General features: G+C 68.7%; 15 protein-coding genes. 7 read left to right on the top strand and 8 right to left on the bottom strand.

Features of this window, described 5'->3' with window-relative positions; translation table 11 throughout:
- The first annotated feature begins 123 nt into the window (after positions 1 to 123).
- A complete protein-coding gene (locus IU459_RS14440) occupies positions 124 to 1,587 on the top strand; it encodes a subtype B tannase (protein ID WP_195130026.1) in 1,464 nt (487 codons plus the stop codon).
- A 261-nt stretch (positions 1,588 to 1,848) separates the two neighbouring features.
- On the opposite strand, the gene IU459_RS39660 is transcribed toward IU459_RS14440, so the two are convergent.
- The 3 genes from IU459_RS39660 to IU459_RS14455 form a co-directional block, all read right to left on the bottom strand.
- Positions 1,849 to 2,997: a cytochrome P450 family protein gene (locus IU459_RS39660; protein ID WP_324198866.1), complete on the bottom strand. Its 1,149-nt coding sequence runs from the start codon at positions 2,995 to 2,997 to the stop codon at positions 1,849 to 1,851.
- Between the two features lie 83 nt (positions 2,998 to 3,080).
- Entirely contained in the window at positions 3,081 to 4,268 is a 1,188-nt protein-coding gene (locus IU459_RS14450; RefSeq protein ID WP_195130027.1) for a serine hydrolase domain-containing protein, read from the bottom strand.
- 113 nt (positions 4,269 to 4,381) lie between these two features.
- Positions 4,382 to 4,822: a DoxX family protein gene (locus IU459_RS14455; RefSeq protein WP_195130028.1), complete on the bottom strand. Its 441-nt coding sequence runs from the start codon at positions 4,820 to 4,822 to the stop codon at positions 4,382 to 4,384.
- 177 nt (positions 4,823 to 4,999) lie between these two features.
- Between IU459_RS14455 and IU459_RS14460 the strand changes: the two genes are divergently transcribed.
- On the top strand, positions 5,000 to 5,896 hold the full coding sequence (locus IU459_RS14460) for a sigma-70 family RNA polymerase sigma factor (RefSeq protein ID WP_195130029.1): 897 nt from the start codon (positions 5,000 to 5,002) through the stop codon (positions 5,894 to 5,896).
- Positions 5,897 to 5,922: 26 nt separating this feature from the next.
- Here IU459_RS14460 and IU459_RS14465 read toward each other — a convergent pair whose 3' ends face one another.
- Positions 5,923 to 9,396, bottom strand: coding sequence for an indolepyruvate ferredoxin oxidoreductase family protein (locus IU459_RS14465; protein WP_195130098.1), 3,474 nt, complete (start codon positions 9,394 to 9,396; stop codon positions 5,923 to 5,925).
- A 273-nt stretch (positions 9,397 to 9,669) separates the two neighbouring features.
- Here IU459_RS14465 and IU459_RS14470 point away from each other — a divergent pair, with 273 nt between their 5' ends.
- A complete protein-coding gene (locus IU459_RS14470; RefSeq protein ID WP_195130030.1) occupies positions 9,670 to 10,158 on the top strand; it encodes a hypothetical protein in 489 nt (162 codons plus the stop codon).
- Positions 10,159 to 10,549: 391 nt separating this feature from the next.
- A complete protein-coding gene (locus IU459_RS14475; RefSeq protein WP_440446493.1) occupies positions 10,550 to 11,719 on the top strand; it encodes a lipase family protein in 1,170 nt (389 codons plus the stop codon).
- 52 nt (positions 11,720 to 11,771) lie between these two features.
- Here IU459_RS14475 and IU459_RS14480 read toward each other — a convergent pair whose 3' ends face one another.
- The 3 genes from IU459_RS14480 to IU459_RS14490 form a co-directional block, all read right to left on the bottom strand.
- Positions 11,772 to 12,608: an SDR family NAD(P)-dependent oxidoreductase gene (locus IU459_RS14480; protein WP_195130032.1), complete on the bottom strand. Its 837-nt coding sequence runs from the start codon at positions 12,606 to 12,608 to the stop codon at positions 11,772 to 11,774.
- Positions 12,605 to 13,552, bottom strand: a complete 948-nt coding sequence (locus IU459_RS14485; protein WP_195130033.1) for a patatin-like phospholipase family protein — start codon at positions 13,550 to 13,552, stop codon at positions 12,605 to 12,607. The genes IU459_RS14480 and IU459_RS14485 overlap by 4 nt, the downstream gene beginning before the upstream one ends.
- A 61-nt stretch (positions 13,553 to 13,613) precedes the next feature.
- Positions 13,614 to 14,159 carry a histidine phosphatase family protein gene (locus IU459_RS14490; protein WP_324198867.1) on the bottom strand — a complete coding sequence of 182 codons (546 nt, stop codon included), beginning with the start codon at positions 14,157 to 14,159 and terminating at the stop codon, positions 13,614 to 13,616.
- Between the two features lie 194 nt (positions 14,160 to 14,353).
- On the opposite strand from IU459_RS14490, the gene IU459_RS14495 reads away from it, so the two are divergent.
- Together IU459_RS14495 and IU459_RS14500 are read left to right on the top strand one after the other, a co-directional pair.
- The gene (locus tag IU459_RS14495) at positions 14,354 to 19,198 is read left to right on the top strand and encodes an ATP-dependent helicase (protein WP_195130034.1); all 4,845 of its coding nucleotides are present in this window, start codon (positions 14,354 to 14,356) and stop codon (positions 19,196 to 19,198) included.
- A gap of 63 nt (positions 19,199 to 19,261) precedes the next feature.
- Positions 19,262 to 20,044, top strand: a complete 783-nt coding sequence (locus tag IU459_RS14500; RefSeq protein WP_195130100.1) for an Fpg/Nei family DNA glycosylase — start codon at positions 19,262 to 19,264, stop codon at positions 20,042 to 20,044.
- A 100-nt stretch (positions 20,045 to 20,144) separates the two neighbouring features.
- Here IU459_RS14500 and IU459_RS14505 read toward each other — a convergent pair whose 3' ends face one another.
- Positions 20,145 to 21,878 carry a glycerol-3-phosphate dehydrogenase/oxidase gene (locus tag IU459_RS14505; RefSeq protein WP_195130035.1) on the bottom strand — a complete coding sequence of 578 codons (1,734 nt, stop codon included), beginning with the start codon at positions 21,876 to 21,878 and terminating at the stop codon, positions 20,145 to 20,147.
- A gap of 199 nt (positions 21,879 to 22,077) precedes the next feature.
- Between IU459_RS14505 and glpK the strand changes: the two genes are divergently transcribed.
- Positions 22,078 to 23,577: a glycerol kinase GlpK gene (gene glpK, locus IU459_RS14510; RefSeq protein ID WP_195130036.1), complete on the top strand. Its 1,500-nt coding sequence runs from the start codon at positions 22,078 to 22,080 to the stop codon at positions 23,575 to 23,577.

Raw genomic sequence — 23,577 nt, forward strand, 5'->3', positions numbered from 1 at the left:
GGTAGGTCTGGCACCGATATCCTTCCCTCTCAGTTCTCCCCGAATACCAGCAGATTCATTCCAGCGACAGTTCCACCGACGCCCGTCGCGCCATGAGTTGCCACGTACGCGAAGGAGATAGCTGTGCAGCGCAGAGCAATGCTCAAGGGATGTGTCGCGGCGGCCGCCGTGCCGATTGCCGGCGCCGCTTGTTCACGACCGGCCGACGGGAACACGGTGGACGCCTTGGTCTTCGATCCGGACGGGTTCACGGTGGAGACGAAGACCGTGGCCACCTTCGAACGCGACAAGAAGGTGACCTATCGCTTCTACCGGGGCATCGTCTACGTCGCGGAACCGGTGGACGAGGCGTATCAGAGCCTGAACATCAGCGTTCCCGTCGAAGTCGACGGAACGCCGGTCGACGCGAGCAAGGCGCCCATTCTCTTCAGCAATTCGGTCGGGGGATACCTGTCGTCGTCGGTGACGAGCGGCGATGGCATCGACGACGGCGGCGATCGGTCCAGGAACCCGGACCTCGCCTTGGTCGCGGGTTATGTCGTGGTGGAGTCCGGCGCTCGCGGGCGTGAGCTGGTCGCCGAGGACGGCACGTACTACGGCGTCGCGCCTGCCGCCATCGTCGACCTGAAGGCCGCCGTCCGGTATCTGCGGCACAACTCCGGTCGCGTACCGGGAAACACCGACCGGATCGTCACCACCGGGGTCAGTGCGGGCGGCGCGCTGTCCGCACTGCTGGGCGCGTCGGGCGACAGCCGGATGTACGACCGGTACCTCGATGAGCTGGGGGCGGCGGACGCCAGTGACGCCGTCTTCGCGAGCGCCTGCTACTGCCCCATCGCCGATCTCGAACACGCGGATATGGCCTACGAATGGAATTGGGGCGCGAACCCGCTGGGCTCCGGGGAACTCGACCCGACCGTCTCACGGGAATTGAGCAGGGCGTTCGTCGATTACCAGGCGTCACTCGGCCTTCAGGGGAAGGACGGATTCGGGCCGATCACGGCCGACAACTACGGCCGGTATCTCGTGCGTACCTACCTCGAACCGGCCGCCACCGCATATCTCACGGATTTGAACGGCGCCGAACGATCCGGCTACCTGGCCGACAACACGTGGATCACGTGGGCGGGCGATCGAGCGGAGTTCCCATGGCAGGACTTTCTCGTTCACGTGGGACAGCGAAAGAAGAACGCCCCGGCGTTCGATGCGTTCGACCTGTCGTCGGGAGAGAACAACCTGTTCGGTGCGGGAACCACCAGGGCCAGGCACTTCACCCCGTACAGCCTGCGGCGCGCGACCGGCGACCCAGGCGCCCGACTCGACCGCGACCTGCCCGAGAAGATCACCATGATGAATCCGATGCACTTCCTGGAGCAGCCGAATCCCGCACGGGCCGAGCATTGGTGGATTCGCGTCGGCACCAATGACACCGACACCTCGCTGACCATCGTGGGCAATCTCGCCGCCGGACTCGAGAACCTGGGCGACGACGTCGACGCCGCCATGTATTGGGACGCGGGGCACGGCAGCAATGAAGACCCGGAGGACTTCATCGAGTGGATCGGCAAGGTGACCGGCTACGCCTAGGACGAGGACCGCGGTTGCCCGCGATTTCCGCGGCGCATCAACCGGTGAGAGACGCGGAGAGCAGTGCCGCGGTGCCGGCGAGGAGTTCGTCGGCCTGGCGTGACGCTCCGGTCGCCAGACCCGACTGTGTGCCGGGAAATCCGGTGTACAACTTCGTCCACGGTGACAGCTGCTGACAACCGTGTAGGTGTCGCGGCCGGGGCGAGGCATCGTCCGCCTCGTCCCGGCCGCGTCATCGGGGTCGTCCGGCCCCGGACGGTATCAGCGCAAGCGCAGGGGCAGAGTTTCGAGGCCGCGGAAGATGTCGGCGGGGCCGCCGTATTTCCACTGCAAGTCTTCCAGCGGCCGGGCCAGCGCCAGGTCCGGAAACCGATGCAGCAGTGTGCCTATGGCGATCTGCCCCTCGATTCGTGCGAGCGGGGCACCCAGGCAGTAGTGGATGCCGTGGCCGAACGCCACGTTGCCGTGACCGGTGCGCGTGATGTCGAGTTCGTTCGCCGCCGGCGTGTGATCGGGATCCCGGTCGGCCGAGGCCAGGGCTATGGAGACCACGCTGCCCGCCGGTATGGTCGTCTCGCCCACGTCGATGTTCTCCGTCGCGTATCGCGGCGTTGCTCGTTCAACCGGGCCGTCATAACGCAGCAACTCGTCGACAGCTCCGGGTAGCAGTTCGGGTTGCGCGCGCAGCAGCGCCAGCTGGTCGGGGTGGCGCAGCAAGGCGAGCATTCCGTTGCCGATCAGGTTCACGGTTGTCTCGTGTCCGGCGACGAGGAGCAATTGCAGCGTGCCGAGCAATTCCTGCTCGGAGAGCCGGTCGTGCTCATCGGCGGCGACAAGGGCGCTCACCAGGTCGGGCTGGTCATCGATGCCGAGGGTCGATTCGGTCTGTGACCGCCTACGCGCGATCAGATCGGTCAGGTAGCCGCCGATGTCCTGCCTGGCCTGCCGCATGGCTTGCAGACCGTCGGGTGTGAGCGGCGGCGCGGTGAGCGCTTGGCTCCAGACGCGGAACGAGTCCCGGTCCTGCGCAGACACACCGAGGAGCTCGCAGATCACGATGATCGGCAGTGGGAAGGCCAGGGCGGCGATGAGGTCGACCTCCGCCACCGGCATGGCGTCGATCAGCGTGTCGGTGATCTCCTGGACCCGGGGTCGCAGATCGTCGATGCGGCGGCGGGTGAACGCTTTGGAGACGAGTTTACGCAGGCGGGTGTGCGTGGGCGGGTCGGCGGCAAGCATGTTGAGGCCGACTCGCCCACCGTCGTCGGTGACGAGACCGAGGTCGCGCATCCACACCGGGGCATTGCGGGGATCCTTGGACAGTCGTGGGTCGTTGAGCGCGGCTCTCGCTTCCTCGTAGCGGGTGATCAACCACACCTCGACGCCCATGGGACCGTGCGCTTTGTGCACTGGTGACTGCTCGCGCAGTCACGCGTACCCGGGGTACGGGTTGTCGCGGAATTCTTCGCTGAACAGATCCATCTGCTGCCTTGCTATCGATCGGAACGACCAACGGGTCGTGACTGATGGGTGGCGGCGGCCGCATGGTGGATCACGGCCGCGAGACGATCGTTTTCGGGGGCGTTGAAGGCGAACGCGGCACGGCGGCGGGTATAGCCATAGGTTACGCCGCTGTGCGGGTCGGCGAATCCGTCCGACCCCGCGGACCCGGTGTGGCCGAAGGCGTGCGCGCCGAGGAACCGATGCATCAAGCCCTTCGCCTCGAAACCGACGGCGTAGGGCGCCCGGTCGCCGCGGACCAGATCCGCTCCGCTGGAGTGGATGGTGGCGATCTCGGCGATGGTGTCCAGCTCGAGCAACGGTGGGTGCCCGTCGATCCCGGAGATCGCCGCGGCGTACATGGCGGCCAGCCCCCGGGCGCTGCCCACCCCACCGCCGGAGCCCTGGCCGAGACGTCGCAGCCGGACATCGTTCGGCAGCGTCATGATGTCGGCCGGGGCGAATCCGCGGGCGTTCAGGTTGTACGCGATGCCCGGAATACTATACGGGCCAGGCGAATTCGCCGTGAACGCCGCCTCCATCTCCGGAGTCGCCGCCCAGGGCAGGATTTCCCGATAGCGGAAGTCCTGTTCCTCGGGTAGTCCGAGATACACGTCGAGCCCGTAGGGTGCGCGAATACGTTCCTCGAACAATTGCTGAATGGTGCGGCCGGTGATCCGCCGTACCACCTCGCCGACGATGGCAAAGGTGACGAAGCCGCCGTAGCCTTGCGCGGTGCCCGGCCGGAAGTACGGCCGCTGTCCCACCAGGCGCTCTACGATCACCCGCTCGTCGGCGAGTTCGGCCACGGTGAATCCGGCGTCCACACCGATGACGCCGGCGCGATGGGTCAGCACATCCCGCACGGTGATGTGCTGCTTTCCAGCCGCACCGAATTCCGGCCAGCGCGCGGCGATGGGCTCGTCGAGATCGAGCACCCCGTCCTGCACGAGCAGCGCGACGGTCAGTGCGGAGGCGCCCTTGGTGGACGAGTGCAGACCGGTCAGCGTATCGCCGGTGATATCCGGTCCGGCCCAGAGATCGACGACCAGCCGGCCCCGCAGGAACGCAGCTAGCTGCGCGCCCGACTCACCGTTCTCCTCGGCTACGACGGCGGCGAATTCGGTCCGCACCGCCTCGAATCCCTCGGCGACGGCGCCGTGTACTTCGATACTGTTCATGGTTCGAGCTCCTGATCTCGTTCTCGGTTACCACGCACGCGTGTTCCTGCGCGGTCGGTTGCGTTGGGGGGAATGCTTCAGCGGGACAGTGCGGCCCGATACTCGGCCGGCCGCTATGCGCGAGCGGAAATTCCGGTGAATGCAGGGGAATTCGTCCAAAGCTTCGATTCGCGCTGCGACTGCGAACTGAACGCCCACGACAGCAGTCCAGCGGCGAGGAAAGGCACCGGCATCATCGATCCGGAAACCCCGTCACCGGCGAGGAGATGCGAGAGGGTCGCACCGCTGTAGATGTAGGTCAATCCGGCGTAGGCCCATTCCTTCAACCGGGGAGCGCCGGGAGTCAAAACGGCGGCCACCGCGGCCAGCTTCGCCGCGCCCAGGATCGTCGCGAAATACATCGGATATTCGAGCCGATCGAACACCTGCCGCACATAGTCGACGCGCGAAAGGTCCCAATACGCGCCGTACAGCGTCTCGGCTACGAGAACAGCGGTGGCGCCCCAGTATGCGATCGTGCGCACCTTGGAGCGAGTGAAAAGTTTGCGTGACATGGTGGTGATACTCCGTTTCCGGGTGGTAGCCGGTGCCCGTCGATTCGGACGGTCCACTGCACTGACGAACCGCGGCCGACAGACGTAACCGCGGCCGAGCCCGGCGGTCGCGGTCACGATCGCCCGCGCCGATTCGTCAATATCTCGGAGACCGAAAAACGAGAGGCGTGACCACAGGTGAACGAATCCGACTACCTCGCCGGCCAGTTCGAGACGCACCGAACACATCTGCAGGCGGTGGCCTACCGGATGCTCGGCTCACTGGCCGAAGCCGAGGACGCGGTGCAAGAGGCATGGTTGCGGCTGGCGCGCTCGGATGCGGCCGAGATCGGCAACCTCGGCGGCTGGCTGACGACAGTGGTCGGCCGGGTGTGCCTGGACATGCTGCGCTCGCGTCGCGCACACCCGGTGGAATCGCTGGAGGTCCAGCAGTTGCCCGACCCGGTGATCAGCCGCGACAACGAGCCGGAGCAACAGGCCCTGCTGGCCGATTCGGTCGGCATGGCTCTGCTGGTGGTGCTCGAATCGCTCAGCCCCGCCGAAAGGCTGGCGTTCGTCCTCCATGACATGTTCGCGATGCCCTACGACCAGATCGCCCCGATCGTGGACCGCACCCCGAAGACCGTGAAGAAACTCGCCAGCCAGGCTCGTCGCCGAGTGCAGGGCAAGGCGCCGATCCCCGACCCGGACCTGCCGCGCCAGCACCGAATCGTCGATGCCTTCCTCGCTGCCGCCCGCGACGGCAGCATCGACGCACTGGTAGCGATCCTCGACCCCGATGTGATCCTGCGCGCGGACGCCGGAGCGGCCACCATCCCCGGTGGAATGCGCGTCATCCGCGGCGGCGCGGCAGTAGCCGGACAGGCCGAAACCTTCCAGCGCATGGCCACCAGCTACACGACCCACACAGCCCTGGTCAACGGAGCTGCCGGACTGGTCAGCACGCTCGACGGCGTGCTCATGTCGGTGATCGGCTTCACCGTCGTGGCCGGGCGGATCGCCGAAATCGACATTCTCGCCGACCCGGACCGGCTGGCCCGGCTCGACGTCGCCGCCATCACCGCAAGCCAGTAGGTCACGGCAGGCACCCGCCTCCGCGGCTAGCTCAGAGGCGGTTGGATGCCCAGCTCACGCAGGCGGTCGCAGTAGTGCTCCACGTTGGCGAGCTTGATGTCCTCGTAGCCCCGGACGAGATCGGCCAGGCCCGCGGCCTCCACGGCACGGTCGTAGTTCGCCGCGTCGAGGGTGTCGGCGAGGGTGGTCACCATCTCGAGGTAGTGGTCGCGCAAGGCACGCTCGACGCGGCGCACGTGGGCGTAGCCGAACGGATCGAACTTGGTACCGCGCAGTCGCTTCCCCTTGGCCAGCAGGCGCAGTGCGAAGTGGCCGCGTGGGCCGATGCCGATCTTCTTGTCCCGGCCCATGGCGCGCAGGATCGGCGGGTGCAGCCGGTAGGTCAGGTTCGCACCGTCGGGCAGCTGGGCGGCGACGTCGTCCAGGAAGGCCGGATCGGTGAGCCTGCGCGCCACCTCGTACTCGTCTTTGTACGCGGTGAACTTGTACAGCCCGCGCGCCACCTGTTCGCTGAACTCGGTGCGGTCACCGACCCGGCTCTGCGCTTCCCAAACCCGTTGCACGGCGGCCACGTACCTGCGAGCGAGCCGGACGCTCTGGAATCCGATCAATTCCCCGGCACGCAATTCGACCAGCCGCCGGGTCTCTCCCATCGCGGTGAATCCATCGAAAAGCTCTGCCGGAACCTCGGTTCCGGGTTTCGGCCGGCGCTGTCGTGCGGTGGCCGCGGCGAACTCGTCCGGCCGCGCCACCGCGACGCGGCCCCAGCGGAACGCGGCGATGTTCGCGGCGACCGCGACGCCGTTGATCTCGATCGCCTCCTCGATCGCCGCAGCGGGCAGCCGCAGGCCGCCGACCTGGTAAGCCGCGCCGATCAGGAGGAAGTTGGCGGCGGCGGTGTTGCCGAACAATGCTTCGGCCGCGGCCAGCGCGTCGAAAGAGTGCACCGAGCGCGACACCTGCTCCAGGCGGTTCAGCAGCAGCCGCGCGTCCGGATAGGACACCGACTTGTCGTAGACCATGTCGCCGGTCGGCGTCTTGCTGGTCGACGCCACCGCGACGGTGGCCGTCCGCGAGCCGTAGGCGAGATTCTTGTTGTCGGTGGCAGCGAGCAGGTCGAAGGCGACGACGCAGTCGGCGGAGGCGGGGGCCAGCCGGTTCGCCGGTTCCAGCTCGCCGAGCGCGAACCGGAGATGAGATACCACCGGACCCGCCTTCTGACTCAAGCCGATCTGATCCAGGCTCGCGACCTCGTATCCGGCGCGCATCGCCGCGGTGGCCAGCACCTGGTTGACGGTCACGATGCCGGTTCCGCCGATGCCCGCGAGGAAGACGTTCTGTGTCGAGGCCGGCGCCGCATGGGGAAGGTCGGGCACTCGCGGCGGCTCTGGGCGGCGAATACCCGTGCGCTTGTTCGCATTCGCCGGATCGGGCAACTCGACCGTGACGAACGAAGGACAGTCACCGTTCAGGCAGCTGTAGTCGGTGTTGCAGGAGGTCTGGTCGATCCGGGTCTTGCGACCGAATTCGGTGTCCACCGGCTGAACCGAGAGACAGTTGCTCTGCACCCCGCAGTCCCCACAGCCCTCACACACCGCCTCGTTGATGACCACCCTGGTGCGCCGCACCGGCAGCGTTCCGCGTTTGCGCTGCCGCCGGGCGTCGGCGGCGCAGTGCTGGTCGTAGATGAGCACCGTGACGCCGGGCACCTCGCGCAGGATGCGCTGCGCTTCGTCGAGCCGGTCCCGGTGCCAGAGCAGGGTGCCCGGGGCGAGATCGCGCTTGCGGTAGCGCTGGGGCTCGTCGGCGCAGACGATGATCCGGCGCACGCCTTCGGTCGTGAGCTTGTGGGTGAGCATCGGCACGGTGAGCGCACCCTCGGCGTGCTGCGCGCCGGTCATCGCGACGACGTCGTTGTGCAGCAGCTTGAAGGTGATGTTCACGCCCGCGGCGACGCACGCCTGCACGGCGAGCTGGCCGGAGTGGAAATAGGTGCCGTCGCCGATGTTCTGGAACAGATGCCCCACGTCTGTGAACGGGGCCTGACCGATCCATTGCGTGCCTTCGCCGCCCATCTGGGTCAGCCCGGTGACCTTGCTGTCGGCGCGACCCGACATGGTCACCATGGTGTGACAGCCGATGCCGCCGCCCGCCAGCGAGCCTTCGGGGACGGCGGTCGAGCGGTTGTGCGGGCAGCCGCTACAGAAGTAGGCCGCACGCTTCGCGGGCAGGACGTCCAGCGACAACGGCTGAGGCAGCGGGCGTTTCAACTCGAGATAGCCGTCGAGCGCGCGGCGCAGCGGGCCGGCGATGCGCCCGGAGGTCAGTTCGCCGTCCTGGCCGAACAGGGAGCGGCCGGACGTGTCACGCTTGCCGACGATTTCGGGGGCGCCGGGTGTGCCGTACAGGATGTCCCGGATCTGGGTTTCGATGAAGGCGGTCTTGTCCTCGACGACGATCAGCCGCGAGAGGCCCGCGGCGAACTCCCGGACACGGTCGGGCGCAATGGGATACGGCATGCCGATGCGCAACAGTCGAATTCCGGCGGCGCGCAACGCGTCGTCATCCGCGCCGAGGTCGATCAGCGCTTGCCGTACCGCGTCGAAAGTCGTTCCAGTGGCGGCGATCCCAACGGCGGCACGGTCCGGGTACACCTCGATCACGTCCAACCCGTTGCGCGTGCTGTATGCCTTGACCAATTCCCAGCGCGGGCCGTAGAGGTCCGCCTCCGCGAGCAGGCTGTCCGCGGGCGCGGCCATGGGACGCTGCCGGTAGCTGAATGGCCGGCCTTCCCAGTCGATCTCGGGCACCACCATGTCGATGTCGCCGACCGAGCCGTCGACGGTCCAGGCGCCGTCGGCGACATCGGCGACGATCTTGAGCGCCACGAGGCATCCCGAGGCACGCGACAGGGCCACGCCGTGCAGGCCCATGGTGATGATTTCGCGGGCGTTGCGGGGAAACAGCACCGGGATGTTCATCGCCGCCAGCGAGCGCTCGCTCACCGCGGGCACGGTGGAGGACTTCGACGCCGGATCGTCGCCGACCAGCAGCAGCACACCGCCGCGCGCGTTCGCGCCGTACATGTTGGCGTGGCGCAACGCGTCGGTCGCCCGGTCCAGCCCCGGCCCCTTGCCGTACCAGACACCGACGACGCCGTCGTGCGTGGCGGTACCCGCGGGCAGGTCGGCCTGGCTGCCCCACACCGAGGTCGCGGCCAGTTCCTCGTTCAATCCGGGAATGAACGTGATGTCGTGCTCGGCGAGGACATCCGGCATCCCGGCCAGCATCTTGTCGACGCCACCGAGCGGACTGCCCTGATACCCGGATACGAACGTGCCGACTCGCCGGCCCGCCCGCAGATCACGCACGTGCTGCTCGACCAGCTGCCGGGCGATGGCCTGGACACCGGTGAGGACAACCGTCGCCGCGCCGACGCGGTAACGGTCGGCAAGGTCATAGGGAGCTGCGATCAGATCGCGGTCAGCGAGCTCGGTCATACAGATCCACCCGTCCGCTCGGCACCGGTCGAGCGCCTCGCATCGTTGTGCACTTAGTGCCGACATCGTGTCTCTAAAGATCTGGTCGCACAACCTATACGTGACGGACTGAGCATTGTGCCCAATCCAAGGAGTTCATAATGAGCACCGCCTATGCACGATGCAAGGTAATTTGTGACGACGCCCACAGGGCGTCCCGGCCGGGTGGAGAGGTGGCCACGCCACACCGCGTTGCTCCCCCACGCGGGTCCGCACCTGTGTGAAGGTGGAGAGATGGGTATGCGCAGGAGGCGCGCGGCGGTCGTCGCGGCGGCCGCGCTGTGGGCGTTGACCGCGTGCGGGCAGCAGGCGCCGCCCGCGGATCCTGGCGTCACCTCCGCACGGGACCCGACCGGCGTGGCGGTGCCCGGAACCAAGGCCGACCCGGGTTCCCGCAGCTACTCGGGCGGAACGATGGTCGTCCTTCCACATGCGGCAGATCTGGAGCCCAGTGCGGCGATGGCCTTCTCGGAGTACGACATCGACGACGGCACGAACAAGCTCGCGATCCACATCCCCGGACCGGTCGGCTGCCCGAGCATCGGCTTCACCGCGCGGGTCGAGGAATCGGCCGAGCTGGTCGGTGTGCGGCTGATCCGTGGCCTGCACCGCGGCATGCCGCCATGCCAGGGCGCGGGCCCGGAGCAGAAGCGCGAGTACGGCGTGGTCGTGGTCGATCTGGAACGACCACTGGGCAATCGGACGGTGCTCAGTCTCGCGTGAGCCGCGCGCCCGGTCGGCGTACCTGGCCGGGGGACGACCGCTCAATAGTGATCTTGTCGAAACCCACGCCGCGCGTGTTGTGAATTGTCCCTTTCGTCGTTTCTCTTTCGCCACCGCGCTCGTTTCGACGCTATTTTCGCAGCGGATGGTGTCGCCTCCGCGGCCACCGGCGGTCCCGGAGCAGAAGGAGGGTGCACCAGTTCGCCGCGATCGGCCCACAGCCGGTAGCGGTGATTCCTTCTGTTCTTCCCGTGGTGAACGAGGTGGTTCGCCACGGCTTTCCGTGCAGTGCCGGTCCGCCCGAAGCGCCGACGCCGCGGCATGACTGCCGTGCGCCGGTGCGATGGCGGCTGACTTTCGAAGGAAAACCGTGTCCAGAATTCCGTTCCGGATCGCGATCTTGCTGCTGTTGAGCGTCATCTCGGTCGGCCTGCTCGGCCTCCCGGCGACGGCTCAGCCGCTCTATCCCACTCCCGATCCTGATCCGTTCTACACCGCGCCGCCGGACCTGGCGGCCCTCACACCCGGCGACGTAGTGCGGACGCGCAGGATCGACACCGGCCTCTACCTGGGGACCGAGGGCTGGCAGGTGGCGTTCCGGTCGACCAACTCGCAGGGCAAGCCGGTCATGGGCGTCACGACCGTCCTGCTGCCCGTCGGCGTCCGGAACCCGCCGCTGGTCTCCTACCAAGCGTTGATCAATTCCCTTGGCACCCAGTGCAACCCGTCGCGTTCGCTGTTCAACGGCGAATTGCAGGATGCGGTCGGCGCGATGCTGCCCGTCGGTCGCGGCTGGGCGATCTCGCTGCCGGACTACCTCGGCCCCACCTCCGCCTATGGAGCGGCGCGGCTGGGCGGCATGATGACGCTCGACAGCGTCAAGGCCGTGCAGAAGGTCGCCGAGCTCGGTCTGCGCGACTCCCCGGTCGCCATCGCGGGCTATTCCGGCGGCGGCATGGCCACTGCCTGGGCCGCCGCGCTGCAACCCAGCTACGCGCCGGATCTGCGCCTCACCGCGGCCGTGGCCGGCGGCATCCCCGCCGACCTCGAGGAGATGGCGCTCGCGCTCGGCTTCGAGCCGCACCCCGGCTTCGGGCTCGCGTTCGCCGCGGCTATGGGACTGGAGCGCGAGTACCCGGACCGGCTGCCGGTCTCCGATCAGCTCAACGAGAACGGCCTGTGGTTCCGGGAATTCACGCACGACGCCTGCCGCCGGTTCCTGCTCTTCCACGGCGCCTTCCGCAGTGCCGAGCAGATGGCGGCGACCAAGAGCCTGATGGACAGCCAGGAAGCGCGGACTGTGCTGCGGGAGAACAGCCTTCGCCATTTCCAAGGTGTGCCGACCGTTCCCACCTATCTCTGGCAGGGCCGATTCGACACGCTGACCTTCCACGGGCCCGTCGCCGAGGTCGCCGACCGGTACTGCAAGGCAGGTGCGCCGGTGCAGTTCCACACCTATGACATCTCCGAGCACATGACCGCGGCGGTCGCCGGATTCACGGACGCGTGGAACTACGTCGAGTCCAGGTTCCGCGGTGAACCCGCGACGACGAACTGCTGACCACTGACGAGCAGCGGCCCGGGAGACGGTCTCCCGGGCCGCTGTTCATTCCTCAGCTGATGGAGCGGACCTGCCGCTCGTATTCCCCGCGGGTCTTCTCGTCCGCGGGATGCAGCGCGCGGTCGCCGTCGAACAGCCTGCGGACCAGACGCACCGCACGTTCCGGCGCCGCGGCCAGCGCGATGTCCACCGGACCGAGGTAATTCGGCACGGCCACTTCGGCTTTGCGAGTCCCACAGGTGCGCACGATCGCGGCGGCGACGTCCTCCGGGTCGACGGTCGGCATGCCGTGGCCGAGCGCCAGGCCCGAGGAGAGACGGGTGCGCACCGCCGACGGCAGGACGCAGCTGACGCTGACGCCGTGTTCGGCGAACTCCAGACGCGTGGCCGCCGAGAGACCGACGGCCGCGAACTTGCTCGCGTTGTAGACGGCGAGGCCTGGGATCGGGACCTTGCCCGCCAGCGAGGCGACGTTGACGATATGGCCGCGGCCACGCTCGATCATGCTCGGCGCGGCGGCCCGCATGCCGTGGATGAGGCCCCACACGTTGATATCCAGCGTGGCCTGGCCGACCACGTCCGGCTCGTCCAGGAACGCGCCCGCCGGCATGACGCCCGCGTTGTTGACCAGGATGTCGACCGCACCCACCGCGTCGATCACGGTGTCCCACTGACCGCGCGAGCGCACGTCCAGTTCGTAGGCGACCCCGCCGATCGCGGCGGCGGCCGCTTCGGCGGCGGGCTTGTCCACGTCCGCGAGCACGACCCGAGATCCTTTGGCGGCGAACAATTCCGCGGTGGCTCGGCCGATGCCGCGGCCGCCGCCGGTGATCAGGACCGTAGCCGCACGCAGGTCGATGCCGGGATAACCGGTTCCGAGAATGCTCATTCGAAGGCTCCTTGTTCGAGCGCGCGGCGAGTGCTGCGCAGGCTGTGTTCGAAAGTGGCGAGACGGCGACGGCCGTCCATGAAGTTTGCGCCCATCACCGCGAGATCGTCGGCGGTGGCGCCCACGAAGAGGACCTTGGTTCCCGCGGCGCGCAACCGCACGATCTCGGCGTCGAGCCCGGCGCTCATGCGATTGCGCATCTGCCGCTCCAGCAGATGACCCACACCGGTCGCGGGAATCCGTCCCGCCGAGGCCATCGGGGCGAGCACGAGCACCTCGTCGAGCTTTTCGCGGGCGAGCAGGTCCACCGATGCGGTGGAGCCCGCGCCGCCGTCGACGAAACGCCGTCCGGCGATCGTGACCGGCGGGAACCAGCCGGGGATCGCCCACGACGCCCGCAGCGCTTCTCCGATGGTCGCGTCGGGTGCGTCCGGCGAACCGAACGCCACCCGCTGTCCGGTCTCGTAGTCCATTGCCACCAAGCGGGTTGCCGGATGCGGTACCCACGAGCGGCCCGGGTTGAGTTTTTCGGCCAGCCGCTGCAACCAGCCGGGGTCACCGCCGCCGATCGGCAGCAGCCCGCTTCCCGCGGACAGCAGTGCCTGCCCCGGCTCGTGGCGCCGCAGGAGCAGCCGCGGTGAGCCGAGCCGTGGGCGCGGCAATGGAGGAAAACGCCCCGGTTCGGTTTCCCCGTGCTCGCGCAAGATCGGATCGGTGGAGCTGCCGCGTTGCATGGCGACCAGCTCGTCGACCGAGACGCCGCTGCCCAGCATCGTCACCGCCTCCGCGCCCGCTGAGGTGCCGATCAGCACGTCGGCCTCGCGCGGATCCCAGTCGAGCACATCGTGCGCGGCGGCCAACGCGGCGACGATCCACGCGGCCCCCACGGTGCCACCGCATCCGATGGCCAGGCCGCGGCGCTGCGGCCCATTGTTGTTACTCATAGTCTCAGACACTAGCCGGACTACGCCGGAATGCCACCCCGCTCGGATCCTTCGACCGGCCTCAGGCCGTGAAGTGCAGTGTCCATTCGCCGCGATAGTGCAGGCGGGTCACGCTTCCGGGCGGGATATCGATGCGCCAGAACGATTTCGGCGGGGCGTCCAGGGTCACCAGCAGAGCGGCCCGGATGACCGCCGGGTGGGTCACCGCGATGGTGGACACGGCCTGGGCGGCGACCTCGGCCATCCACAGTCTGGTCCGCTCGATCACGTCCACCACGGACTCGCCGCCGTGCCCGCGGAACTCCGGATCGGTGAGCCACGCGTACAGCTCGTCCTGGGGTACCGACATGAGTTCCCCGCCGCGCCAGGCGCCCGCGTCCAGGTCGCGCAGACGGCTGTCCTCCTTGCCCGGCAAGCCGAGCAGAGCGGCGGTCTCGATGGTCCGGCGTTCGGGTCCGGTGAGCACCCGCGGAGCTGTCAACGGTCCGCATCCCGACATCGCCCGGCGACCCGCCTCGGTGAGCGATTCGTCCACCGGAAAACGTGCCTTGCGCATCGCCTCGGTCATGCCATGGCTGACCAGGTCGAGTCTGAGCACCTTTTGCACCTGTCGAAGCGTACGGCGCGACGGCTACCGCCGCGCACGACTTCGCCTCGCTGCCGCTCGGCTCCGTCGCGCGCGAGGCGGCTGGGCATTCGGTTCACTCGCTGACGCTCGGCTGTGTCCATTGTTCGCTCGCTGACGCTCGCTCATGTAACGGCACGCGCGTGCCTGTCGGTGGCGCGGTGCACACTGATGCCATGGCCCAGTTCTCCCGCGCGACCCAGGAGTGGTTCGACGGCGCGTTCCCGGCGCCCACGTCCGCTCAGCTCGGGGCGTGGCGGGCGATCGCGGCGGGCGAGCACACCCTCGTCATCGCGCCGACCGGCTCCGGGAAGACGCTGTCTGCGTTCCTTTGGGCGATCGATCAGCTGGCTACCCGGGATGGACCCGGCGAGCGTACCGGCACCTCGGTGCTGTACGTGTCGCCGCTGAAGGCGCTGGCCGTGGACGTGGAGCGCAATCTCCGGGCTCCGCTGGTCGGCATCACGCAGACCGCCAAGCGGCTGGGCGTCCAGCCGCCGGAGATCACCGTCGGCGTCCGTTCCGGCGACACCAGCGCCGCCGACCGGCGGTCCATGCTGCGCACCCCACCGGACATCTTGATCACCACGCCGGAATCGCTGTTCCTCATGCTCACCTCGGCCGCGCGGGACACACTGCGCGACGTGCGCACAGTGATCGTGGACGAGGTGCACGCGATCGCCGGTTCCAAACGCGGCGCGCACCTGGCCCTTTCGCTCGCCCGCCTGGACCTGCTGACCGAGCGGCCGGCCCAGCGTATCGGCCTGTCCGCCACGGTCCGGCCGCCGGAGGAGGTCGGGCGCTTCCTCGTCGGCAATGCGCCGATCACCCTGGTCGCGCCGCCCGCGCCGAAGACGTTCGACCTGTCGGTGCGCGTTCCGGTCGCGGACATGACCGAGCCGGGCGACTCCGACCAGCCCGGGTCGATCTGGCCGCACGTGGACGAGGCGATCGTCGAGCTCGTCCTGGAGCACCGGTCCTCGATCGTGTTCGCCAACTCCCGCAGGCTGGCCGAGCGTCTCACCGCCCGATTGAACGAGGCGTACGCGGCCCGGCTCGGCGAGCCGGTGCAGACCGAGCACAAACCGCCCGCCCAGCTCGGAGCTTCCACCGAGGTGATCCATGGCGCGGGGGCGCTGCTGGCGCGGGCGCACCACGGTTCGGTGAGCAAAGAGCAGCGAGCGCTGATCGAAGACGATCTCAAAAGCGGGCGGCTGCGCTGCGTCGTCGCCACCAGCAGCCTCGAACTCGGCATCGACATGGGCGCGGTGGACCTCGTCGTGCAGGTCGAGGCGCCGCCCTCGGTAGCGAGTGGATTGCAGCGGATCGGACGCGCCGGTCATCAGGTCGGCGAGATATCCCGCGGAGTGATCTTCCCGAAGCACCGCACCGACGTCATCCACTGCGCGGTGGCGTCGCAGCGTATGACCGCGGGGCAGATCGAGGCGATCCAGATCCCAGCGCACCCGCTGGACATACTCGCGCAGCAGACCGTCGCCGCCTGCGCGCTCGATCCGATCGACGTCGACGCGTGGTTCGACGTGGTGCGCGGCACGGGGAGTTACGCGGCGCTGCCGCGCTCGGCCTACGAATCGGTGCTGGATCTGCTCTCCGGGCGTTATCCCTCCGACGAGTTCGCCGAGCTGCGGCCCCGGCTGGTGTGGGACCGCGACGCCGGGACGCTCACCGGACGGCCCGGCGCGCAACGCCTGGCCGTGACCTCCGGCGGCGCGATCCCCGACCGCGGGTTGTTCGCGGTGTACATGGTGGGCGAGAAGGCATCGCGCGTCGGCGAACTCGACGAGGAGATGGTCTACGAGTCACGGGTCGGCGACGTGTTCGCGCTCGGCGCGACAAGCTGGCGGATCGAGGAGATCACCTTCGATCGAGTGCTGGTCACGCCCGCTTTCGGGCAGCCGGGCCGGTTGCCCTTCTGGCACGGCGATGGGCTCGGGCGGCCCGCGGAACTCGGTGCGGCGCTCGGTGCGTTCGTGCGCACGGTCGGGCAGCGGCTCGCGTCCGAGCCGGACGGTGCGACCGGAAGCCGGAAGACATTGCGGCCCAAGACGAGTTCGTCGGCCGGCCCAGCAGAGGACGACATCGCGCAGGTGCTGCGATCGGCCGGTCTGGACGACAACGCGACCGCCAACCTGCTCACGCTGCTGGACGAACAGCGCACCGCGGCCGGCCATCTGCCCAGCGACCGCACGCTGGTCGTGGAGCGTTTCCGCGACGAACTCGGCGACTGGCGCCTGGTCCTGCATTCGCCCTATGGACTGCCGGTGCACGCGCCGTGGGCGCTGGCAGTCGGGGCGCGGCTGCGCGAGCGGTTCGGCGTGGAAGCCGCGTCGAACGCCTCCGACGACGGCATCGTGGTGCGGCTGCCCGACACCACCGACGATCCGCCCGGCGCCGAGCTGTTCGTGTTCGAATCCGACGAGATCGACGACATCGTCACCGAGCAAGTGGGCGGCTCGGCGCTGTTCGCCTCCCGGTTCCGGGAGTGCGCGGCACGCGCCCTGCTGCTGCCCCGCCGCGACCCCGGCAAGCGCGCCCCACTGTGGCAGCAGCGCCAGCGCTCGGCCCAGTTGCTCGACGTGGCGCGCAAGTTCCCCGAGTTCCCGATCCTTTTGGAGACGGTGCGCGAATGCCTGCGCGATGTCTACGATCTGCCGTCGCTGCGCGAGTTGCTCGGCCGGGTCGGGCGCCGCCAAGTGCGGCTGGTCGAGGTGGAGACCGCGACGCCGTCACCGTTCGCGAGCGCCCTGCTGTTCGACTACATCGGCCAGTTCATGTACGACGGCGACAGCCCGCTGGCCGAGCGCCGCGCCGCCGCGCTGTCGCTCGACTCCGGTCTGCTCGCCGAGCTGCTCGGCCGGGTGGAGCTGCGCGAACTGCTGGACGCCGCGGTCATCGACCAGACCGAGCGAGAGTTGCAGCGGCTCACGCCGGAGCGGCGCGCGAGGGACGCCGAGGGCTTGGCGGATCTGCTGCGGCTGCTCGGGCCGCTCACCGCCGCAGAAGCCGCCGAGCGCTGCGAAGAGCAGCCCGCGGAATGGTTCGCGAGTCTGGTGGCCGCGCGGCGAGCGCTGGAAGTGTCGTTCGCGGGCCGGAGCTGGTGGGTGGCGGTGGAGGACGCGGCCCGCCTGCGTGACGCGTTGGGAGTTCCGCTGCCGATCGGAACGCCCGCGGCGTTCATCGAGCCGGTGGCCGATCCGCTCGGTGACCTGATCGGCCGCTACGCCCGCACGCACGGACCGTTCGGCACCGAGGCGGCCGCGGCCCGGTTCGGGCTCGGCACCGCCGTCGCCGCTTCCGCGCTGCACCGGCTCGTCGCCGAGAAACGCGTGGTGGAAGGCGAATTCACGCCCGGAGCCGCGGGGTCGGAATGGTGTGACGTGCAGGTGCTGCGCCGGCTGCGCCGCCGATCGCTCGCCGCCGCGCGGCACGAGGTCGAGCCGGTGTCCACCGCCGCGTTCGGCCGCTTCCTGCCGTCCTGGCAACACATCGGCACCGGCGCACTGCGTGGTGTCGACGGCGTCGCGGCCGTCGTGGAACAACTTGCGGGCGTGCCGATTCCGGCCTCCGCATGGGAATCGTTGATCCTGCCCGCGCGGGTGCCGGACTACACCCCCGCCATGCTCGACGAACTGATGGCGACCGGCGAGGTGATCTGGTCCGGACATGGCGCCATCACCGCGAAGGACGGCTGGATCGCCCTGCACTTGGCCGACCAAGCCCCGTTCACGCTCGCACCACCGGACGAGATAGATCTTTCGGACGTTCAACTGCGGCTGCTCACGGCATTGGGGGCGACCTTCGTGCCAGGTACATCGCCCGGAACCGCCGATGCCCCGGCAGGCCGCGAGCCGGTAACGCTGGACGAGCCCGATCCCTCGGCGGTCGACGGCAGCGGCGAGCATGCCGATTCGACCGGAGGCCGGTCCGCTGGGCGAGCACCACATATAGGCGGTGATGGGCTCAGAGCGAACTCCGCGGCACACAATGACGAATGGTCACCGATCGGCTTCGGGTCCCCGGACGATAGAGAACAACTCGGCGGAGGACAGCGACTGGTGCCGGTGCCGCAAGGAGGCGGTGCGTTCTATTTCCGGCAGCTGTCGGACGCCACCGGCCTGCTCGACGACTCCGTGGTGGTGACGGCGCTGTGGGAATTGGTCTGGGCGGGCTTGGTTTCCGGCGACACGTTCGCCCCGGTACGCGCGCTGCTGTCGGGAACGGCGCGGAGCACCACCGCGCATCGCACCCCCCGGCGCACGCCCCGCGGCCGTGCCTACCTCCCCAGGCCGAGTATGCCGACTCGTTCCGGTCCGCCTTCGGTAGCCGGACGGTGGTCGCTGTTGCCCGAGCGCGTCTCGGACAACACCGTGCGCGCGCACGCGACCGCGGATCAGCTTCTGGAGCGGTACGGGGTGCTGACCAGAGGATCGGTGCAGAACGAAGGAGTGCCGGGCGGATTCGCGCTGATGTACCGGGTGCTGACCGAATTCGAGGATCGCGGGCGTTGCCGCCGCGGGTATTTCGTCGACTCGCTCGGCGGCGCGCAGTTCTCCACCACCGACGTGGTGGACCGACTGCGCTCCTTCGACACCGAGCGAGCCCGCCCCGAGTCCAGGCAGCCGACCGGCACGGTGCTGGCGCTGGCCGCCTGCGATCCCGCCAACCCGTACGGCGCCGCGCTGGCCTGGCCGAAGAGCGACGTCGAGGGCGGGCATCGTCCCGGACGCAAAGCCGGCGCGCTGGTCGTGCTGGTGGACGGGGAACTCGTCCTCTACCTGGAACGGGGCGGCAAGACCCTGTTGACCTTCACCGAAGACCCCGACGCGCGCCGCGGCGCCGCGCAGGCCCTGGCCGGCCTGGTGCGGCACCGCCGCGTGGACTCGCTGGTCATCGACCGCGTCAACGGAGACACCGTGCACGGCAACACTTTCGCCGGCTTCCTCACCGAGGCGGGCTTCTCCACCACGCCACGCGGACTGCGCCTGCGGAGCCGCCCGTGAGTCCGGATGGTCTCCCTCGCGGCGGGAGCGTCGATGTCCGCGCCAGCGCACCGGGGCCGCCTTGTGCCTGAGGGTGACACCGTATTCCTCACCGCCAAACGTCTTCGGGCTGCCTTGGCAGGAAAAGAACTGGCGCGCAGCGACTTCAGAGTCCCCCGTTTTGCGACGCTCGACCTGCGCGGGCAAGTTGTCGAGAGCGTCGGCAGCTACGGCAAGCACCTTTTCATCCGTACGCCGACCGTGAGTATCCACACGCACCTGAAAATGGAGGGCAGCTGGAGGGTGTTCCACTGCGGACAGCGCTGGACCAAACCGCGAGTCACCGCACGGGTCGTGCTGAGCACCGAGGAAGTGGAAGCGGTCGGGTTCTCGCTGGGTACCGTCGACGTGGTGCGGGCCGGCGATGAACACCGGATCATCGACCATCTCGGGCCGGATCTGCTCGGTCCGAATTGGGATGCGGCGGAAGCGGTCCGGCGGCTGGAGCGGTATCCGAACCAGCCGATCGGTGTCGCCGTGCTCGACCAGCGCAACCTCGCGGGCATCGGCAATATCTACCGCAGCGAGGTCTGTTTCCTGCGCCGCGTCCACCCTGCCACCCGAGTCGGCGACGTCTCCGATCTGCTCGCCCTGGTCGACGAGGCGCACCGGGTGCTGACCGAGGCCGTGCGCAAACCTCCACGACGCCCGCTGGCCTACGGCCGAACCCACCGCCCATGCCAACGCTGCGGTACACCGCTGAAGGCCGGCTTGCTCGACTACACCGCCCCTGATTACGACCGCGTGGTCCAGCGCGAACGCGGCATCTATTTCTGCCCACACTGCCAGCCCGTTCCGCCGATGTAGTCCTCAGGCCGTGCCGATGCCGCCGCTCCGGCTTCCCGCGGTGTGCGCGGGACAGCCGCAGCCGGTGTCGTCCGGCGGCGGTAATCGCACTCCGTGAGCATCAACCCTCGGACGGCACCGGTTCCAGGATCTCCGGGCGGGGCTCGGGGGCGGCGATCCGCAGGGCGTCCGCGGAGGCGTCGTCGGGCTGGGTCTGCGAGCGGACTTCCGCGTCGACCCGCGCCTGATAGGTGCGGACCTCCCGATCGGTCTCCTCCTCGTCCCAGCCCAGGATCGGGGCGACCAGCCCGGCCACTTGCTCGGCACAATTGGCGCCGCGGTGCGAATACTCGATCGAGATCCGGGTCCGCCGGGCCAGGATGTCGTCCAGGTGCAGCGCGCCCTCGGCCGCGGCCGCGTAGACCGCCTCCACCTGCAAATAGGACGGCGCGTCCGTGATCGGTTGCAGCAGCTCGGGTTTGCCCTCGGCCAAGGCCATGACCTCATAGATCAGCGAGCCGTACCGGTCCAGCAGGTGCTTGATCCGGTAGGGGTGCACGCCGTACGTCTCGGCCAGCTGCACCGTCTGGTTGACCAGCGCGAAGTAACCGTCGGCGCCGAGCAGCGGCACCTTCGCGGTGACCGACGGAGAGACCCGGGCCGGAATGTCCTGCGCCGCCTCGTCCACCGCGTCGTAGGCCATCACGCGATAGGTGGTGTACTTGCCGCCCGCGATGCCGACCAAGCCGGGCGCGACCCGGGCCACGGCGTGCTCCCTCGACAGCTTGGAGGTCTCGTCGCTCTCCCCCGCCAGCAGCGGGCGCAGCCCCGCGTACACGCCGTCGATGTCGTCGGCTGCGAGGGGCGTGACCAGCACTTGGTTCACCCGTTCGAGCAGGTAGTCGATATCGGCCTTGGTGGCGGCCGGGTGCGCCAGGTCCAGGTTCCAGTCGGTGTCGGTGGTGCCGATGATCCAGTGCGTGCCCCACGGAATGACGAACAGCACCGAGGTGGCGGTGCGCAGGATGATCGCGGTGTCGCTGACGATCCGGTCACGCGGCACCACGATGTGCACGCCTTTGGACGCCCGCACGTGGAACCGGCCCCGCTGATGCGACAGGGCCTGGACTTCGTCGGTCCACACACCGGTCGCATTGATCACGACATGTCCGCGGACTTCTCCGGTGCGCCCGTCCTCGGTGTCGCGCACCTTGACGCCGACCACCCGATCGGACTCGCGCAGGAATCCCACCACCTGGGTGGACATGCGGATCACGGCGCCGTAATGCGCGGCGGTGCGCGCGACCATCATGGTGTGGCGCGCGTCGTCGACGACGGTGTCGTAGTAGCTGACACCGCCGATCAGCGAGTCGCGCCGCAACCCGGGCGCGAGCCGCAACGCGCCCGCGCGGGACAGATGCCGTTGGCCCGGTACGGTTTTCGCGCCGCCCATGGTGTCGTAGAGGACCAGCCCGGCGGCCACGTACGGACGCTCCCAGGCACGGCGGGTCAGCGGATACAGGAAGCGCAGCGGCTTGACCAGATGCGGCGCCAGGGTGGACAGCGAAAGCTCGCGTTCCCGCAGCGCCTCGCGCACCAATCCGAACTCCAGCTGTTCCAGATACCGGAGTCCGCCGTGGAACATCTTCGACGACCGGCTGGAGGTACCCGACGCGAGATCGCGAGCCTCCACCAGCGCGACCTGCAAACCCCTGGTCGCCGCGTCCAAGGCGATGCCTGCCCCCACGATTCCGCCGCCGACGACGACCACGTCGAAATGATCCTTGCCGAAGCGCTCCCAAGCCGTCGTGCGCTGCTCCGGGCCGAGGAACTGCGAATTCGGTTTGTTGGCCATGCTCGACTCCTCCCGCCGACGCGGATGTGTCCGACACGAGCCTTCCACACCCAGGCTAGGCGAATCGGCAGCGTTTGTTCCGCAGCGCCGGTAGCCGAGTACTGGAAATACTCGGTTTCACTTTGCTCGGAACACGCCAGCGCAGCCGCACCGGCCGAAAACCCTTTTTCGAGCATCGCGAGACAAGTAACCTGCACGAATGCGTCGTTATGTGGCCGCCATCGACCAGGGCACGACCTCGAGCCGGTGCATCGTCTTCGACCGGCAGGGACGCGTGGTCGGCGTCGCGCAGCGCGAACACGAGCAGATCTTCCCGCAGCCGGGTTGGGTCGAGCACGATCCCGGAACCATCTGGCGCAACACGGAATTCGTGCTCGGCGAGGTGCTGGAGCACACCGGACTCGGCGGCGGCGACATCGCCGCGGTGGGGGTCACCAATCAGCGCGAGACCACGGTGGTGTGGGATCGCGAGACCGGCGAACCGGTGCACAACGCCATCGTCTGGCAGGACACCCGGACCGATCGCTTGTGCACCGAGCTGGGCGGTGGCCTTGGACCGACTCGCTACCAGGACCGCACCGGCCTTCCGCTGTCCACCTACTTCGCCGGGCCGAAGCTGCGCTGGATCCTGGACAACGTTCCTGGCGTGCGGGAGCGCGCGGAGGCGGGCGAGCTGTGCTTCGGCACGATCGACAGCTGGGTGCTGTGGAACCTCACCGGCGAGCACATCACCGACGTGACCAATGCATCCCGCAGCATGCTTATGAATCTGCATACCCTGCAATGGGATTCGCGGATCTGTGCGGAGTTCGGCGTGCCGGAGTCGATGCTGCCGCGGATCGCGAGCTCATCGGAGGTCTACGCGCCGATCAGTTCCGGGCCGCTGGCCGGGGTGCCGGTCGCGGGCATCCTCGGCGACCAGCAGGCCGCCACTTTCGGCCAGGCCTGCCTGTCGCCGGGCGAGGCCAAGAACACCTACGGCACCGGCAATTTCATGCTGCTGAACACCGGAACCACGCCGGTGTTCAGCAAGCACGGCCTGCTCACCACGGTCTGCTACCGCCTCGGCGACGCCGACCCGGTGTACGCGCTGGAAGGATCCATCGCGGTCACCGGCGCGCTGGTGCAGTGGTTCCGCGACAACCTCGGCATCATCTCCGCCGCCGACGAGATCGAGCCGCTGGCCCGCAGCGTCCCCGACAACGGCGGCGCCTACATCGTGCCCGCCTTCTCCGGGCTCTTCGCGCCGCGCTGGCGGCCGGACGCACGCGGTGTGATCGCCGGGCTCACCCGGTTCGTGACCAAGGCGCACCTGGCGCGGGCGGTGCTGGAATCCACCGCGTTCCAGACCCGCGAAGTGGTCGACGCGATGCGCGCCGACGCCGAGTCCCAGCGGCTCGGCCTCGAGCTGACCACCCTGAAGGTGGACGGCGGCATGGTCGGCAACGACCTGCTCATGCAGTTCCAGTCCGACATCCTCGACGTACCCGTGGTGCGTCCGGTGGTCAACGAGACCACCGCGCTCGGCGCGGCGTACGCGGCCGGGCTCGCCGTCGGCTACTGGCCGGGCACCGACGACATCCGGGCCAACTGGGCCGCAGACAAGACCTGGCATCCGACAATGCCGCACGCGGACCGGGACGCACACCTCGCGGCGTGGAACAAGGCGGTCGAACGCACCTACGACTGGGTCGGCTGA

The organism is Nocardia amamiensis, from assembly GCF_015477605.1.
Classification (GTDB): domain Bacteria; phylum Actinomycetota; class Actinomycetes; order Mycobacteriales; family Mycobacteriaceae; genus Nocardia; species Nocardia amamiensis_A.

Bases quoted from the DNA above. Each gene is read 5' to 3' on its own strand.
- IU459_RS14480 (WP_195130032.1), bottom strand. From the start codon at position 12,608: ATGAGCATTCTCGGAACCGGTTATCCCGGCATCGACCTGCGTGCGGCT.
- glpK (WP_195130036.1), top strand. From the start codon at position 22,078: ATGCGTCGTTATGTGGCCGCCATCGACCAGGGCACGACCTCGAGCCGG.
- IU459_RS14470 (WP_195130030.1), top strand. From the start codon at position 9,670: ATGGGTATGCGCAGGAGGCGCGCGGCGGTCGTCGCGGCGGCCGCGCTG.
- IU459_RS14485 (WP_195130033.1), bottom strand. From the start codon at position 13,552: ATGAGTAACAACAATGGGCCGCAGCGCCGCGGCCTGGCCATCGGATGC.
- IU459_RS14495 (WP_195130034.1), top strand. From the start codon at position 14,354: ATGGCCCAGTTCTCCCGCGCGACCCAGGAGTGGTTCGACGGCGCGTTC.
- IU459_RS14450 (WP_195130027.1), bottom strand. From the start codon at position 4,268: ATGAACAGTATCGAAGTACACGGCGCCGTCGCCGAGGGATTCGAGGCG.
- IU459_RS14505 (WP_195130035.1), bottom strand. From the start codon at position 21,878: ATGGCCAACAAACCGAATTCGCAGTTCCTCGGCCCGGAGCAGCGCACG.
- IU459_RS14455 (WP_195130028.1), bottom strand. From the start codon at position 4,822: ATGTCACGCAAACTTTTCACTCGCTCCAAGGTGCGCACGATCGCATAC.
- IU459_RS14465 (WP_195130098.1), bottom strand. From the start codon at position 9,396: ATGACCGAGCTCGCTGACCGCGATCTGATCGCAGCTCCCTATGACCTT.